Annotated in this window: 11 protein-coding genes; 6 read left to right on the top strand and 5 right to left on the bottom strand. The window is 39.4% G+C overall.

Annotated features, from left to right (window positions below; all coding sequences use genetic code 11):
• Window positions 1–116: 116 nt before the first annotated feature.
• On the bottom strand, window positions 117–1,610 hold the full coding sequence (gene gppA, locus ACNSN2_RS15490) for a guanosine-5'-triphosphate,3'-diphosphate diphosphatase (protein ID WP_418608044.1): 1,494 nt from the start codon (window positions 1,608–1,610) through the stop codon (window positions 117–119).
• Between the two features lie 45 nt (window positions 1,611–1,655).
• Window positions 1,656–2,933, bottom strand: coding sequence for an ATP-dependent RNA helicase RhlB (gene rhlB / locus ACNSN2_RS15485; RefSeq protein ID WP_010392673.1), 1,278 nt, complete (start codon window positions 2,931–2,933; stop codon window positions 1,656–1,658).
• Window positions 2,934–3,024: 91 nt separating this feature from the next.
• Between rhlB and trxA the strand changes: the two genes are divergently transcribed.
• Both trxA and rho read left to right on the top strand, forming a co-directional pair.
• Window positions 3,025–3,351 (top strand): thioredoxin TrxA, encoded by a 327-nt coding sequence (gene trxA / locus ACNSN2_RS15480; RefSeq protein WP_008109071.1) that lies wholly within the window; start codon window positions 3,025–3,027, stop codon window positions 3,349–3,351.
• Window positions 3,352–3,539: 188 nt separating this feature from the next.
• Window positions 3,540–4,799 carry a transcription termination factor Rho gene (gene rho / locus ACNSN2_RS15475; RefSeq protein ID WP_010392671.1) on the top strand — a complete coding sequence of 420 codons (1,260 nt, stop codon included), beginning with the start codon at window positions 3,540–3,542 and terminating at the stop codon, window positions 4,797–4,799.
• 79 nt (window positions 4,800–4,878) lie between these two features.
• On the opposite strand, the gene ACNSN2_RS15470 is transcribed toward rho, so the two are convergent.
• Window positions 4,879–7,701 (bottom strand): tetratricopeptide repeat protein, encoded by a 2,823-nt coding sequence (locus ACNSN2_RS15470; RefSeq protein WP_054202864.1) that lies wholly within the window; start codon window positions 7,699–7,701, stop codon window positions 4,879–4,881.
• 170 nt (window positions 7,702–7,871) lie between these two features.
• Between ACNSN2_RS15470 and ACNSN2_RS15465 the strand changes: the two genes are divergently transcribed.
• Window positions 7,872–8,453, top strand: a complete 582-nt coding sequence (locus tag ACNSN2_RS15465; protein ID WP_138571049.1) for a DNA-J related domain-containing protein — start codon at window positions 7,872–7,874, stop codon at window positions 8,451–8,453.
• Window positions 8,454–8,461: 8 nt separating this feature from the next.
• Here ACNSN2_RS15465 and dbpA read toward each other — a convergent pair whose 3' ends face one another.
• A complete protein-coding gene (dbpA, locus tag ACNSN2_RS15460) occupies window positions 8,462–9,850 on the bottom strand; it encodes an ATP-dependent RNA helicase DbpA (protein ID WP_054202866.1) in 1,389 nt (462 codons plus the stop codon).
• 193 nt (window positions 9,851–10,043) lie between these two features.
• On the opposite strand from dbpA, the gene ACNSN2_RS15455 reads away from it, so the two are divergent.
• Together ACNSN2_RS15455 and ACNSN2_RS15450 are read left to right on the top strand one after the other, a co-directional pair.
• The gene (locus ACNSN2_RS15455) at window positions 10,044–12,119 is read left to right on the top strand and encodes a TonB-dependent siderophore receptor (protein WP_418608041.1); all 2,076 of its coding nucleotides are present in this window, start codon (window positions 10,044–10,046) and stop codon (window positions 12,117–12,119) included.
• 135 nt (window positions 12,120–12,254) lie between these two features.
• Entirely contained in the window at window positions 12,255–13,196 is a 942-nt protein-coding gene (locus ACNSN2_RS15450) for a tetratricopeptide repeat protein (protein ID WP_418608039.1), read from the top strand.
• A 21-nt stretch (window positions 13,197–13,217) separates the two neighbouring features.
• Here ACNSN2_RS15450 and ACNSN2_RS15445 read toward each other — a convergent pair whose 3' ends face one another.
• Window positions 13,218–14,120, bottom strand: a complete 903-nt coding sequence (locus ACNSN2_RS15445; protein ID WP_418608037.1) for a DUF808 domain-containing protein — start codon at window positions 14,118–14,120, stop codon at window positions 13,218–13,220.
• A gap of 117 nt (window positions 14,121–14,237) precedes the next feature.
• Between ACNSN2_RS15445 and ACNSN2_RS15440 the strand changes: the two genes are divergently transcribed.
• Window positions 14,238–14,516, top strand: coding sequence for an MliC family protein (locus ACNSN2_RS15440; RefSeq protein WP_010392663.1), 279 nt, complete (start codon window positions 14,238–14,240; stop codon window positions 14,514–14,516).
• The last annotated feature ends 35 nt before the right edge of the window (window positions 14,517–14,551 follow it).

Here is a 14,551-nt window from a genome sequence, read left to right as displayed (position 1 = left end):
GATCCGAAAACAGATCAACCCTTTTTTGAAGAAAACTTGAAATAAATGACTGTTCGAACAAAAATACAACTAAAAGCTCATTTTAACCACTGAAAACTCCGCGAAAGCCGGATTAACTAACTCACTTTAAGTTTCCAACCGCATTTTTTTTGATACTTAATCTCTTGATTTAGCTCACTTGCCATCAATGGGTGGTTTTTTAACCAGTTATTTTCAAATTGAATCACTAACTCTTCATTCTCAGCTGTTATCTTAAAGTTTGGCAACACATCATCTTGTCGACGCATAGATAAAATAACGGCAATACGTAATAGTCGAACCATATACGCGGCAACAATACTATGTGCACCTAAATGATCTAAGCATCCCTTTTGAAGGTCCCAGCGATGACTATTAGCTATAGCAACGATCACTTTGTGCTCTGATTGTGAAAAACCGGGCATATCGGTATTTTCTAAAATATAAGCGGTATGTTTGTGGTACTGCTTATACTCTATTAATAAACCTATTTCATGAAGCTGCGCGACGGCATTCAAAAGCGGCAATCCGTTTTGTGCTTCAATCGGCCAATAATGACTGACTTCATTAGCTAACAGTGCAGCTAAACTTGATACTCTAGATGCTTGCTTTTGATCAACATGATAACGGTTCATAAAACCATCAATAGTACGTTGGCGAATGTCGGTATTATGTAGCTCCGGTAGCATGCTATATAAAACACCTTCACGAAGAGCACCACCCGCTAACCCCATTTGTTCTATTTCTAGTGACTCAAACAGTGCAATTAAAATAGCCAGCCCAGATACAAACACTAACCGTCGCTCTTCACTTAACCCTGGTAAATCGAGTTCAGCTATTGTTTTGTAAGCTATGGATTGTTGTTTGATGGTGTAGAGCTTTTCAAGTGTGAGCATTTCATTTAAATTTTGTGCCACCATAATTTCTTGAATAGCTTGCACTGTACCTGACGCACCAGAGGCAAGTTGCCAACCAGCTGTTTTATATTCAGGTGCTATTTCATCAACAACATTTCGCGCTGCTTTTATAGCAGCATTAAAGTTTGCTTCATTTAATTGGCAATCTTTAAAGTAGCGTTCGAGAAAAGTCACGCAGCCAATATTAAGGCTCTTATAGTGACGCGCTTCAAAGCCTTGGCCAATAACAACCTCGGTACTCGCTCCACCAATATCAATAACCAGCTGCTTGCCTGTACATGAAGAGGTATGTGCAACCCCTTTATAAATCGTTCGTGCTTCTAGCTCGCCGCTAATAACATTAACTTTATGTCCTAATATTTCTTCTGCACGTAGTTTAAAGTCGTCGGCGTTGGTTGCTAAACGAAGTGTTGCAGTGGCAACAATGGTGATGTTTTGCGCTGGAATATCTTGCAACCGCTCTGCAAACAAGGCCAAACATTCCCAGCCTCGTTGCATAGCCTCTAAGCTCAATAAATTATTATCATCAAGCCCAGCCGCGAGTCTTACTTTACGTTTAACGCGTCCTATTGTTTGCAGGCCGCCCGCCATTGATTTGGCAATAAGCATATGAAAGCTATTTGAGCCTAAATCAATGACTGCATATACATTTTTTTGCGGTTTAAGTTGCCCCACCGTTCAAAAACCTCTAGTTACAAATACAATCAAACTAACGGTCGGTTAAGACCGTCCTTTTTGGTAACCATTATTTGGGCGACGTCCGTTGTTATTACTACGATTACGTGGACCAGTAGAAAAATTACGTTTTCTATGAATAGTCGGCTTCGTTAAATCATCTAACAATGCACTTTTATCGTAATGTGATAATGGAATGCTGTGCTCAATGTATTCTTCAATTTCATGAAGGTTATAAGCATATTGCTCACACGCAAAGCTAATTGCATGACCTGAAGCGCCTGCTCGAGCTGTACGACCAATGCGGTGAACGTAATCTTCGCAATCGTCAGGTAAGTCAAAATTAAATACATGACTTACTTCTGGAATATGCAAACCACGTGCAGCAACATCGGTAGCCACTAAAAAGTCTAGCTCGCCTTTACTAAATTGCGCGAGTATTGACTGGCGTTTCTTTTGGTTTACATCACCGGTGAGCATACCCACTCGATGTCCGTCTGCTTTTAACCATGCATATACGGTTTCACAGCTATGCTTGGTATTAGCAAAAACAATAGCTTTCTCAGGCCATTCTTCTTCAATCAAGGTTAACAACAGCTTAATTTTATCTTCTTGTGAAGGATGAAATAGCTCTTCTTGAATACGTTTACCTGTTTTTACATCGGGCTCTATTTGCACATGCTCAGGGTTGGTCATGTGTTCAAATGCAAGCTCTTGTACACGGTACGATAACGTAGCAGAAAATAATAAGTTTAAACGCTCTGACGTATCTGGCATACGACGGAACATATAACGAATATCTTTAATAAAACCTAAATCGAACATACGATCGGCTTCATCTAGCACGACTACCTCAATTTCATTAAGGGTGTAACAGCCTTGCTTATATAAATCGATTAGGCGACCTGTGGTGCCAATTAAAATATCAACGCCTTTTTCTAGTTGTGCACGTTGTTTTTCGTAATCTTCGCCACCATATACTAAACCTAAGTTAAGATTACAGTGCGGCGCTAAAATTTTTGCATCTTTGTGTATCTGAATCGCAAGCTCCCGAGTTGGGGCCATGATCAGGGCTCTTGGATGTTTACTAGGTGCTTTGCTAGATTGTAATAACCGGTGGCACGTGGCAGTTAAAAATGCCAACGTTTTGCCAGTACCTGTTTGTGCTTGGCCCGCAATATCGCGCCCTTCACAAATAAAAGGTAGGCATTTAGCTTGAATGGGTGTGCAATATTCAAACCCACTTTCGGTTAACCCGGCAACCACTTCCGGTGCAATAGCAAAGTCTGAAAACTTTTTATCGGTCAAATGTGTCTTAGTCATAGCGTTTAAGCATAACGTTTAAACTTGCAATAAGAAACAAGAGTGTTTAAATACGCACTAAATATTTCGCCTAACTAAACCGGAGAGCGCAATGAGCGAGAAAATAATCCAAATTACCGACGATAGCTTTGAAGCTGACGTATTACAATCAGACAAACCTGTACTAGTAGACTTTTGGGCAGAATGGTGCGGACCGTGTAAGATGATCGCCCCAATTCTAAGCGAAGTTGCTGATGAGTTTGATGGCCGTGTAACTATCACTAAATTAAACATTGACCAAAATGCAGGCACACCACCAAAGTTTGGTATTCGTGGTATCCCTACACTACTACTTTTCAAAGATGGTCAAGTAGCTGCAACTAAAGTAGGCGCACTATCAAAAACACAATTAGTTGAGTTTTTAGAAAATAACATCTAATAAGTGTTAATTAAAAAAAGGGCTCTCAGCCCTTTTTTTATAATTTATTTTGCAGAAGTACTGGACGCTGCTGTAATGACCTGCTAGTTTATAAAGCCAACTAATCCTTAGTTATATTCAACGAACCTCACTCAACGATCTAATAAAGCGATTTTGAGTATGACAACTGTAATAAAGAACCCACCAATATGCATTTACGCGAATTAAAAGACAAGTCTATAAAAGAGCTTGTAAACCAAGCTGAGTCCATGGGGCTCGAAAACGTAGCCCGTTTGAGAAAGCAAGATATCATTTTTGCAATTCTTAAATCACACGCCAAAGGCGGAGAGAATATCTTCGGTGGTGGTGTTTTAGAAATTTTGCAAGATGGTTTTGGCTTTTTAAGATCATCAGAAGCTTCTTACTTAGCAGGCCCAGATGATATTTATGTATCTCCGAGTCAAATTCGCCGCTTTAGTATGCGTACTGGCGACTCTATTTCAGGTCTTATTCGTCCACCAAAAGACGGTGAGCGTTACTTTGCTCTACTGAAAGTAAACGAAGTTAACTTTGATAAACCTGAAAACTCTCGCACTAAAATCCTTTTTGAAAACCTAACTCCCCTTCATGCAAACGAACGTTTTCGTATGGAACGTGGTAACGGCAGTAAAGAAGATATTACCGCACGAGTTCTTGATTTAGCATCACCAATTGGCCGCGGCCAACGTGGTTTATTAGTAGCACCGCCAAAAGCGGGTAAAACAATGTTGCTACAAAATATTGCGCAATCAATCACACATAACCATCCTGACGTTACATTAATGGTTTTACTTATTGATGAACGCCCGGAAGAAGTTACTGAAATGCAACGCCTAGTAAAAGGTGAAGTTATTGCATCAACATTCGATGAGCCAGCTTCTCGCCACGTACAAGTTGCGGAAATGGTTATCGAAAAAGCAAAGCGCTTAGTTGAGCATAAAAAAGACGTTGTTATTTTACTAGACTCAATCACCCGTTTAGCACGTGCATATAACACGGTTATTCCATCATCAGGTAAAGTACTAACCGGTGGTGTAGATGCTAATGCGCTACATAAGCCTAAGCGTTTCTTTGGGGCTGCACGTAACGTTGAAGAAGGCGGTAGCTTAACAATTATTGCGACGGCGCTTATTGATACCGGCTCTAAAATGGATGAAGTTATCTACGAAGAGTTCAAAGGTACAGGTAACATGGAACTACACCTTAACCGTAAAATTGCGGAAAAACGTGTATTCCCAGCTATCGACTTTAATCGCTCAGGTACACGCCGTGAAGAATTACTCACTAAGCCAGATGAACTACAAAAGCTGTGGATTTTACGTAAAATAGTACATGACATGTCAGAAATTGACGCCATGGAATTTTTAATTGATAAACTATCGATGAGTAAAACCAACGATGAGTTTTTTGATTCGATGAAACGTAAGTAAGCTAAACTCTAGTTAAATCAACGTTTTTAAATAAAAAAGACATCAAATGGTGTCTTTTTTGTTTTTAGAGTAGATTTATTTATTCGTATTTTTTAAACAGTGCCTGTAAGTTATTGACTAATGTTGTTAGCCTTTGTGTATTTATTTGTGGCTGAAGTAATTCATCGTCTAGCGCTTTTGCCGCTAAGGCTATGTCTTTAAACTCGAACATTTGTGCCGCCCCTAACACTCGATGGCTATCTTTTTGCAGCGCCTGATAATCAGCATCTTTGAAGTGTAGCTTAATAAGCTCGCTTTCTTCGGCTAAACTTTGTTGAAAGCTCGTTACTAAATCACTCATATCAACATGAACCTGCTCAGTTGATACCTCTGTATTTGCAGCATTTAAGTATTTTGCTAGCACAGTATAAAAAGACTCTTTATCGATTGGCTTTGCTAAATAGTCACTAAACCCAAGTGATAGGTAATGGTCAATTTCATGGCTCATGGCATTGGCCGTTAATGCTAAAATAGGCTGTTCATAACCACATTGCTTGAGTAGTTCAAACGCAGAAATACCATCCATAACAGGCATTTGAATATCTAACAGTACTAAATCTGGGTATAGCTTTAAACTTTGTTCTACTGCTTGCTCACCGTTTTCAACGGCAATCACTTCCAGCCCAAGAGAATGTAAATAACGACTGATCAGTTTGCGGTTATCACTGTGATCTTCAGCAAGCACCACCTTACCCGATAATAATCTGTGTCGCTCATCTGACTTAGCTTGCTGATCGTCATGGCAAACTTGCTCTTCAACTTGTATACAAGGCAAATAAAATGAAAACTCACTGCCTTTTTTAAACTCACTCTGCACACTTATGTAGCCACCCATCATCGCCGCTAATTGCTGCGACAAGCTCAAACCTAGTCCTGTGCCACCAAAACGTCGACTAATACTGTTATCTGCTTGGCTAAAACACTCAAAAATAAGTTTAAGTTGAGATGAGCTCATGCCAATCCCAGTGTCTTTAATCGAAAAGAGTAACCCTTGCTCGGTTTTACTAACACCAATAGTTACTTGCCCTTTATGAGTAAACTTAATGGCATTAGCACATAAATTAATAAGAATTTGTTTTACTCGCGTTAAATCTAATCGCGTAAAATAGGATTTTTCTAACTGGCAGTCTAAAACTAACGATAAACCTTTCGCTTTAGTTTGAGGAGAAAACATAGCGTGAATATCGTTGATAAGCTTCACCACATCAAAACAACTAATATTAAGTTCTAACCGGTTTGCCTCTATCTTACTTAAGTCCAACACATCATTAATCAAGCTTTTTAAATGCTCACTTTGACGTTGTATTACTCTAAGCTCATCTTGTAACTGTTCCGGCTTGTATAGACCATTAATAAGATCATCAGTTTGTGCCAAAATAGCAGTTAACGGTGTTCTTATTTCATGGCTTATATTCGCTAAAAACTGGCTTTTCACCTCGTTTGCTTCACGTAGCTCTTGCGCCACACTTTGTAGCTCTTTAGTACGCTGTTCAACTTGTTCGCTTAACTTTAACTTAGCTTGCTTTTCTGTTCGGCGCTTATAAACAGCAATTACCGTAATTAAAATTAATATGGCAACAATCACCAACAAAAACGTTAACTGTGAACGTTTAGCTATTTGCAATTCTTGTAAGTATTGTTGTTGTTTTAATTGTTTAATTTCTTGGTTTAGCTGATTCGATTCAAACTGGATTTGAAATTGACTGACCGCTTTTGAGGCTTCTTCGGTATTCACACTACGCTGATAATCAACGTACTGTTGATGTAAATTTAGCGCTTTTTCATAATCCCCTAAGCTCGCATTTATTAGTGCTTCAATTCCTAAGCCATCTTTAATACGCATGCCATTATTGTACTCTTTGGCAAGGGTAATTGAGTGCTCTGAGGTTTGTTTAGCACTTTGCGTATCACCTTGTACAAATTGAACAATTGACAACACATGTAACGCTGCCGCCAGTAAAGACTTATTATCTGCCTCTATTGCAAATTGTTGGCCCGCATTAGCGTGATAAAAGGCAACATCAAATTTATTTAGCTTAAGGTTGATGGTGGCTAAATTTGTATGCTTGGTAGAAAGTTGAAACGCATTATTAACGCTTTGATAGTAACGTAAGGCCAACTGATTATAATGCAGTGCTAATTGGTACTGTCTCGATTCTGTGTACGCCACCCCCATATTACCGTATGCTTGGGCAACACCGTCTTCATCGCCAAGTTCTTGAAAAACTTTTAAAACCTCACGGTACATCTCAAGAGCTGACTCATATCGAGAGAGACGAATATAAATACCGGCAATATTATGTAATATATCGGCCTTATCTTGTGCGCTCCCCTCTTTTTCATAAATTACTTTGGCTTGCTGATAATAATCAAGAGCTAGCTCCATGTTATACATATCAAAATAAGCAAGCCCGATATTACTAAGTAAATTAGCCTGTTTTATCGGACTTTTAAGCGCAATTGCGATGTTTAACGCGCGGCTATAATCAACGACCGCTTGTTGCACTAACCCTTGATAATAAAGCACAACTCCTTGCATTTTAATCGCACGAAAGAAAAGTTTAGGCTGATCTTTTAACGTACTATTGGTCTCTAGCAATTTAAAATATTTTAGTGCATTGGCTAAATCACTTTGCGCAAACGCCAGCTCAGCTAAATCGCTATAAATAGTAATGCGTTGTAAATTTGGAACATCAGGGTTCGATAAGATATCGGTTGCAAGGCGATGCTTTTCAGACCATGCTTGCTCAAGATTAAACTGCTCAAACAAACTTGGCTGCTCATTTGATAAAGCGTCATTTGATGCACTACTTAAAACAGCCAAAAAGCCAATAAAGCAGATGCGCTTTAACTGAGTCAGCATAAAAATATCCTTAAATCCTTGCTAGCCATAACAAAACGACACCCAAACCAAGTATAAACATCTAATTTAGACCAATTCAAAACAGGCACTCACGCCCACTCCTTGGGGTTTAATGTTATTTGGGTATATGATAATTTATCCAAGATACACTAATTAATAGATTGTAAACAATGCTTAACCCTCTGATAGATGAGATTTTTGAACTATTAATCAATAAAAAAGTGTGGATGGTTCATACTTTAGCATCTGAGTTAAAACAACGTGGGTTTCTTGATACTTTAGCTGCCGAGCCTGAGCGCGACCTATTTAAGCGCAATTTTTTAATTATGAATGCGCTTTATCAGCTACAACAGCAATTAATGCCAAAACAACAATTAGTCGTTAAAAGCTTACATATTGAACTAGTAAACAGTTCCAGTTATAACCAACTACATCCTAACGATCCACTACGCGACTATTATTTAAACTGGCAAAATTTTGAAACATCTACGGATGAAGTCAAGGCGTTATTAGATAGCTTTTGGCAGCAATTTAGTAGGCCTACTTATCGCGAAATTCCACTGAGTAATGAGCAGCAACAACAACTGCTGGTGCGTTGGCAATTAACATCGCCAGTCACACTAAAAGCATTACAAAAGCGTTGGCGACAACTTGCAGTGCAGCATCATCCAGATAAACAAGGAGGTGACAATGAGGTGTTTAAACAACTAAAAATAGAGTATGAGCAACTCAAGGCGAGTTGCTCAGATTAGATCGAGAGTTAACGCGTTAGCCGACGAGCACGAATTTTACGTCCTTTAATATTACCTTCGGTTAATTTGCGTAACGCTGGTTTAGATGAGTTACGCTCTACCGCAACAAATGCCACGTTATCAAGTACGTTGATTTTACCAACTTGGCGCCCAGCAACACCGTCTTTTCCGGTTAATGCGCCTAAAATATCACCCGCGCGCACTTTTTGCTTTTTGCCTGCATCTATCATCAGCGTCACCATTTCAGGTTTGTATGGCGGCTTATCTAGTAGGTTATAAGATGGCATTGGCTCAGGAGTAAAGTCACGCTCGTAATGGTCGCCAATTTGAGCCACTTTAAATTGCTCTGCCTCACCATAAATAGAACACGCAATCCCTTTTTTACCTGCTCGCCCTGTACGGCCAACACGATGTACATGAGTTTGTGGATCGTGAGCTAAGTGATAGTTAATCACCATGTCCATGTCATCAATATCTAAGCCTCGTGCAGCTACATCGGTAGCCACTAAAATAGACGCACTCTTATTCGCAAAATGAATCAGTGTACGCTCACGGTCACGCTGCTCTAAATCACCATGCAGTGCCACCGCACTAAAACCTTCATCGGCTAAATCATCACATACTTGCTGCGTTTCAACCTTGGTATTACAAAACACCACACAGCTTTGCGGGGTAAATTTAAGAAGTAACAGCTTAAGCGTTGGATAACGCTGTTTATTATTATCCATTTTGTAGAAGTATTGCTTAATCGTGCTTTTTTCTTGCTGCTCTTCTACTTTAATCATTTCTGGATTACTAAGTACACGCTTAGCAATAGCTTCGATTGATTTTGGAAAAGTAGCACTAAATAACAACGTTTGACGATTGGTTGGAATGCGATCAATTATGGCATCGAGAGTGTCTTGAAAACCCATATCAAGCATTTGGTCGGCTTCATCAAGTACCAGGGTTTCAACATCATCTAAACGCAATGTACCTTTGCGAATATGATCGTCAACTCGCCCCGGTGTACCCACAATAATATGTGCACCATGTTCGAGTGAACCAATTTGCGGCCCAATTGAAACCCCACCACACAAAGTTAAAATCTTAATGTTATGAATACCACGCGCTAGTTTACGCATCTCAACCGCCACTTGCTCTGCAAGCTCACGAGTTGGGCATAATACTAGCGACTGAATACGAAAGCGTTTTACATTTAGCTTGGCTAAAACGCCTAAACTAAATGCCGCTGTTTTACCTGAGCCTGTTTTGGCTTGGGCAATAATATCTTTGCCACTTAAAACAGGCGGTAGGCTTTGCGCCTGTACAGGCGTCATTTGGGTGTAGCCAAGCGTTGATAAATTATCAACTAACCCTGAAGGTAAGGCCAACGATGAAAAAGCAGTTGCAGTCACAGTAAATTCCATAGCAAAAAATAACTTGAGAAAAGTCTCAATTAATATGCGGCTAATAATAGCAGAATTAACAATTAGCAACCATTAGCAACGTACGATTAAAAGTTGCAATAAAGATATTGCAAATGATAGTTGTTTTCATTAAGATCTGCGGCGTTTTACTACTCTAATAATTCTAAGCCGGAAGCCACTAATGAAACTTAACCCTCTTTTTATTGCACTTTTAGCCAGCACCTCTGCAAATGCATTTGCCAACACCGCAAATATAGAACGCATTGAAGTTAAAGGTAGCTACTTCAACGACTACAAAGTAGATAATGCCAGTGGGGCAATGAGAACCTCAACCTCATTACTCGATACCGCACAGTCAGTTACCGTAATCACTGACACAATCGTTAATGAGCAACTAGCAACCACTCTTGGTGAAGTATTGACCAATGATGCTAGTTTAACTGCAGGGTCTAAACAACGAAACAGAGAAGTATTTAACTTACGTGGTTTTCAATTAAGCTCATCAACCGGCTACCTGCGTGATGGCCACCAGCATTGGTCTCATTACCAACAACCCATTGAAATTTTAGAGCAAGTAGAAGTTATTAAAGGCCCTTCAAGTATTTTGTATGGGCAATCAGGCCCCGGTGGCCTAGTTAACATGGTAACTAAAAAGCCAACTGCACAAACGCTATTTAGTGCCAGTGCCGATGTTGACCAACATGGTTCAACTCGCTTTATGCTTGATGCTGGCGGCGCACTCACCGAGGCTGAAGATTTACGTGCCCGTGGTGTATTAGTAAAACAAGATGTTGAATACTGGCGAGAATACCAAAATGGTGATAACCGCGAACGCGATCGCTTCTTAGGTGCCTTAGTGGTTGATTACGATATTAGCGATAATGCCCTAGTACGTGTTCATTATGATCGCACTGATGACGAAGCAGGCTTAGATACTGGCGCTTGGATAGATAATGATGCCAACATTATTGGCGATGACAAAACAATTCGTGATATGTCATGGGCCTTTACCGACATTACTGTTGAAAACATGGGTATTGATTTCAAAGTATTTTTAACCGATAACTGGCAAGTAAATTTAGGCTACAATGAGCAAACGTTTGAACGCCAGCGCTTTGAGTCAGCACCACGTAAGCCAAGTGACTTTATCGAAGGTGATAGTTACCAGTCACGTCCTTACGATCGCTTCGATGATTGGCAGTTTAAAACTGCTTTTATTGACTTCATTGGCGAATTTGAAACAGTGGGTTTACATCATCAATTACTTGTAGGCGTTAACTCACTGGATTATTACTACGGCCAATTACGCACATCTGCTGATACGATTAATTTTTCTGCCGATCAAAATGAGCCTAATCGCCCAAATATAAGTTACAAATCAGATGACACTATTAGCTCATCTGCTTACGACTACTACGGGGTTTATATCCAAGATTTAATTTCATTCTCACCAGAATGGCAACTATCACTGGGTGGTCGTTACGATAAACAAAGTAAAGAAAACAGCAATAACGAATCGTTCGTACCTAAAGTTGGTGTACTTTACCATCCAAATGCCTCTGCAACTGTTTATGCAAGTTACTCAGAAGGATTTGAGCCGCAAAACGAAACATTAGTAAATGATAAAGATGTTAATAACGGTATGAAGCTCGATGCTATTACCTCTGAGCAAAAGGAAATTGGGGTGAAATGGCAACTGTTTGATGACCGATTAATGCTTAGCGGTGCCTTATTTGATATTAGCAAAACAGGCACCTTAGTGAGTGAAGATCTTGTTAACCCTATCGGTGATATAACGAGCATTACCACGCAGGCAGGTGAGCAACGCCATAAAGGTTTTGAGCTTGCAGCTCAGGGCGCTGCAACTGACCGTTTATTTGTTATGGCATCAACCATGTATTTAGATGCTAACTATGAGCGTGATGAAAAATTAGAGGGCAAACGCCCTACTGATGCTCCAAAATGGTCTGCCTCTTTATGGACACGTTATGAACTCAATGACGCTGTTGCTTTTAATGCAGGTGCGTTCTACGAAGGAGAGCGTTTTGCTGATAACGCTAACACCGTAACAAAAGAGGGTTATACTCGTGTTGATATTGGCGCAACCTACAAGCTTAACTTAAATAACAACGATATTAACTTACGTTTAAATATTGAGAACTTATTCGATAAAAACTACCTAGCCGGTGGCGGTTTAAATAACGTTACCGTAGGTGAAGGCACTAGCGTACGTTTAGCTGCACAATTTAGCTTCTAAGCTGATTCTCTACAAAGCCCATATTAAAAAGTATGGGCTATATAAACTAATCCTATATGACATAATTACTTACAGTTTGCTGCTTTACTAATTTATCACTTGCTCTAAAGTTGTAAATTAACAAGGAGCCTTATTATGTTGCTTTTCAATACTAGTCAGTCATTCCCTCATTTTACACACGTTCAGTGCTGCCCTGACTGCAACAACAACAGCTATCACTTAGTTAATCAAAGCCGCTTTTTACGCTTTACCATTTTTCCTATATTTCCGATCAAGTTAAGCTATAAACGCGAGTGCTATCAATGCGGACATAGTGAGGCTATCAATATTAAAACGTTACCTCTGTTTGAAAAGCTTAGCCTACCAAAATACTGTATTGGATTAATTTTATTACTATGGGGGGCGTTATTTTTTTATCAAAAGCACCTCAACACTGAAGCACTAAAACAAAGCTATTTAACCTCCCCAAAAGCTTATGATACCTATTTAGTTAAAGCCGATAAGTTCACTCACGAACCATGGACACTCACTAATTTAAAAGTTGCGCAAGTACTCAGCTTTGATGAGCAATTTATAACGTTTCAGGTGAGTAATTACAGCTATAAGCGCACTAGTGCCATTACCACAGCGATGCGTGCAAGTTTATTAGTACAAAGAGATTACTTTTCTTCTCAAACTATTACTCTGCCTCGTAATGAAATAAAACGTTTATACGAAGATGACATTATATTTGACGTGCTACGCCCACAAGCATATTCACTTTATGGCGGGTTTGTGATGTTTCCACCTAAACCTAAACCTCTTTATAAAGGCTTAAAGCTCGATGAGAATAATCAGCAAGGGATTATTTACTATAAAGATAAGCAATATAACGAAGCGCTTGAAAGCTTTAACCTAGCAGCAAACTCAGGCTCACAATGGGGTCAACTAAATCTTGCTCAAATGTATCGTGATGGACAAGGTACAAAAAAGAACATTCAGCAAGCGATTTATTGGTATAAAAAAGCCATTGCTCAAGGTAATAGCAAAGCTAAATACGAACTTGAGCAACTATGCAAAACAACTAAGTGCGAATAAAATAAAGTAGCGTTACCACCGCTACTTATTTGCTTTAAATAACTTAGTATAAGCGACATGCGCAATCACAAGAACCAAACCAGCACCTATTCCTAACAGTCCGTCAAATACTAAAGGGGCTAGTATTTCTCCTGTGCTACCAGCAACCGACTGCGCATAATGAGTTACATCCACTTGGGTATGATGCAAAAGCTCAATTGCGTGTACTAAAATTCCACCACCCACTAAAAACATTGCCACTGTGCCCGCAAAGGCTAAAAACTGCATTAACCGTGGGGCTGCAGCTAATAAGGCTTTACCGAGTAATTCTCTAAACTTACTTGCGGAGAGTTTGGATTGATTAAGTAAATATAAGCCCGCATCATCAAGCTTTACAATCCCTGCTACCAGTCCATAAACACCAATTGTCATAATGATGGCAATCACACTCAATACCAGCGCCTGGTTCATTAATGTCGCCCCTGCGACCGTGCCTAATGTAATAACAATAATTTCGGCGGAAAGAATAAAATCAGTACGAATGGCGCCTTTAACTTTTTGTTTTTCATACTCTGCCAGGTCTAAATTTTCAGCACTTTCTGTCGCTTCTGCATGATGAGATAAAAATATTTTTTCTGCGCCTTCAAAACATAAAAATAAGCCACCTATCATTAAAAGTGGAGTAATTAGCCAAGGCAACCACACACTAATTAATAACGCAGCAGGGACTAATATGGCTTTATTTAAAAACGACCCCTTTGCCACTGCCCATACAACGGGCAGCTCCCTATCAGCAGTAACCCCAGTAACTTGCTGAGCATTAAGTGCCAAATCATCACCAAGTACTCCGGCTGTTTTCTTTGTCGCAACTTTACTCATGGTCGCAATATCATCCAGCAAAGTCGTTATATCATCCAGTAATGTTAAAAGGTTGGTGCCAGCCATGAAATTTCCTAACTAAAAATAAGATCTTAAACATAACGTAAAGCTATATTTTCACCAACGGTTAATTTAGCTTTGTTAAGCTCTTAATTAAACAAGGGACTCAATAAGGCACAGCCAATGAAACACGCTATCGTTATTATTGCTCTAATAGCTTTGACTGCATGCAATAAGCAGCCAGTTACAAATAACTATGTTTGCGATAACGCACCTGCAAAACTTGATATTATTAGCAACAAGCAAGCAAAGCTGAGCTTTTATGATCATGATTACATATTGAATCATGAGGTGAGTGCTTCAGGCAGTAAATACATTAATCAAGAGGTGTTATTTTGGAGTAAAGGAGAGCAAGCAATGCTAATAATTAACGGCAAAAAATACCAATGCAGCAGCAATTAACCAATAACTAACATCAAATTAAAAAACTTGCTACA

The sequence above is a fragment of the Pseudoalteromonas sp. US3C1013 genome (assembly GCF_048401115.1).
Taxonomy (GTDB): domain Bacteria; phylum Pseudomonadota; class Gammaproteobacteria; order Enterobacterales; family Alteromonadaceae; genus Pseudoalteromonas; species Pseudoalteromonas undina.
Note: the sequence above shows the minus strand (reverse complement) of the source record. Positions and strands in the feature narration are given on the sequence as shown.

Excerpts from the sequence above, each read along its gene's own strand:
- rhlB (WP_010392673.1), bottom strand. The coding sequence starts at position 2,933 with ATGACTAAGACACATTTGACCGATAAAAAGTTTTCAGACTTTGCTATT.
- trxA (WP_008109071.1), top strand. The coding sequence starts at position 3,025 with ATGAGCGAGAAAATAATCCAAATTACCGACGATAGCTTTGAAGCTGAC.
- rho (WP_010392671.1), top strand. The coding sequence starts at position 3,540 with ATGCATTTACGCGAATTAAAAGACAAGTCTATAAAAGAGCTTGTAAAC.
- ACNSN2_RS15470 (WP_054202864.1), bottom strand. The coding sequence starts at position 7,701 with ATGCTGACTCAGTTAAAGCGCATCTGCTTTATTGGCTTTTTGGCTGTT.
- ACNSN2_RS15465 (WP_138571049.1), top strand. The coding sequence starts at position 7,872 with ATGCTTAACCCTCTGATAGATGAGATTTTTGAACTATTAATCAATAAA.
- ACNSN2_RS15455 (WP_418608041.1), top strand. The coding sequence starts at position 10,044 with ATGAAACTTAACCCTCTTTTTATTGCACTTTTAGCCAGCACCTCTGCA.
- ACNSN2_RS15450 (WP_418608039.1), top strand. The coding sequence starts at position 12,255 with ATGTTGCTTTTCAATACTAGTCAGTCATTCCCTCATTTTACACACGTT.
- ACNSN2_RS15445 (WP_418608037.1), bottom strand. The coding sequence starts at position 14,120 with ATGGCTGGCACCAACCTTTTAACATTACTGGATGATATAACGACTTTG.
- ACNSN2_RS15440 (WP_010392663.1), top strand. The coding sequence starts at position 14,238 with ATGAAACACGCTATCGTTATTATTGCTCTAATAGCTTTGACTGCATGC.